The organism is bacterium (genome assembly GCA_024228115.1).
Taxonomy (GTDB): domain Bacteria; phylum Myxococcota_A; class UBA9160; order UBA9160; family UBA6930.
Genome location: JAAETT010000368.1, coordinates 1 through 1,429, shown reverse-complemented (window position 1 = coordinate 1,429; position 1,429 = coordinate 1). Strand labels below are relative to the sequence as shown.

Here is a 1,429-nt window from a genome sequence, read left to right as displayed (position 1 = left end):
GGCCTCAGGGGCGCGCCGAGCTGCGGATCGCTGCCGAGGCCTCCACCCGCCAACGATTCAATCGGGCCATCGAACAACTCGCCGCCTGACCCGGACCGATACCCTCAGGGGCCCGGATCCAATGACGGATTGGGGCTAGGAGGTCCGGGATTTCAGCACTGAAGTCGCTGGCAGACTTCGTGGGAAGCGTGGAGTTTCCCATCCCCACCGGGTAGTCGGTGTTTCGTCGGCTACTCGCCGATCGGGGATTCCCTGTCGGGGCTACCGGGGTTGCCTCGGTAGCCGCTCTACGATGGGTTCCCTTGGGCTCCGCGGCCGCGATCCAGGGCTTCTCGTTGCAAAATGAGCGACGCGAAACCCGTAGCAGCCGGCCATGGCTCGTTCGAACGTATCGGCCAAGATGGAGCGCTGCGCGAAGGGTCGTGCCTCCGGTAGAGTCTTTCGGCTTCGCGAAGGCGGGTGCGAAAGGGAGTCGCCATGAAGAGGTTCTTGAAGCTTCTGCCGTACATCGCTGGGTGGGCGCTGCTCGTGGCGAGCGACCACCTCCGAACGCTCGGACTGATCAACGGACTTCTCCAGGTCGTCCTGTTTACGTTCGTCGTCTGCATACCCGTCTGGCGAACCGGTCGAATGTCCTACGTGGATATCGGCTGGCCATGGGGGCTCGTTGTGATCGGAGTGCTCACTCTCTCGATGGGTGCAGGAGACGAACTGCGAATCGCGATGGTCGGTGGGCTGTACATCCTGGTCGGAGTTCGCATGGGCGGCGGCGCGCTCAACCTCTGGCGAATCGGTGCGCTAGAACGAGAGTTTCCACGCTACCAATACCAGGCGGTCCGATGGGAGAAGACGGGCGAAGCGAATATTCCCGTTGCGCGTCAGGTCGAGGTATTGGCCCAGGGATTCGCGAATGCGTCGTTTCTCTCCTTCCCAGCGTTCATCATCGCTGCCAACCCCGCGAGTTCGATTTCACCTGTCGAGATTCTCGGATTCGCAGTCGCGTGTGGGGCCTTGGTGTTCGAGTCGGTTGCCGATTTTCAAAAGGCCGCCTTCATATCAAAAACCAAAGCCGACGGCTTGCGAAATCGCGTATGCGATGTGGGCCTTTGGCGGTACTCGCGCCATCCCAACTACTTTGGCGAGTGGATGGTCTGGAACGGACTCATCCTCATGGCGGTTCCCTCGCTTGGTTCTCTCTATCGAACGGAGTCCATGCCCGTCGCAATCCTGGTCACTGCGGGACTCCTTTTCATTTCGCGAATCATGTACGTGACGCTCGTCTACTTGACCGTAAGCGGCCAGCCTCGGACGTGGTTGCAGCCCGTATCGCGGGGTCTCAGCCTGTCAGGGGCCCGAGGGGAGCGTCGGCGAAGTTCTCTTTCCAGAGGCGCGGCGTGAGTTCGGCGACCCTGGTTTGAGGGTGGACACT

1 protein-coding gene is annotated in these 1,429 nt (G+C 61.3%); it reads left to right on the top strand.

From position 1 onward, the window contains the following. The first annotated feature begins 477 nt into the window (after positions 1 to 477). Complete coding sequence (locus tag GY937_16145) at positions 478 to 1,398, top strand: DUF1295 domain-containing protein (protein MCP5058236.1); 921 nt, start codon at positions 478 to 480, stop codon at positions 1,396 to 1,398. Positions 1,399 to 1,429: the final 31 nt, after the last annotated feature.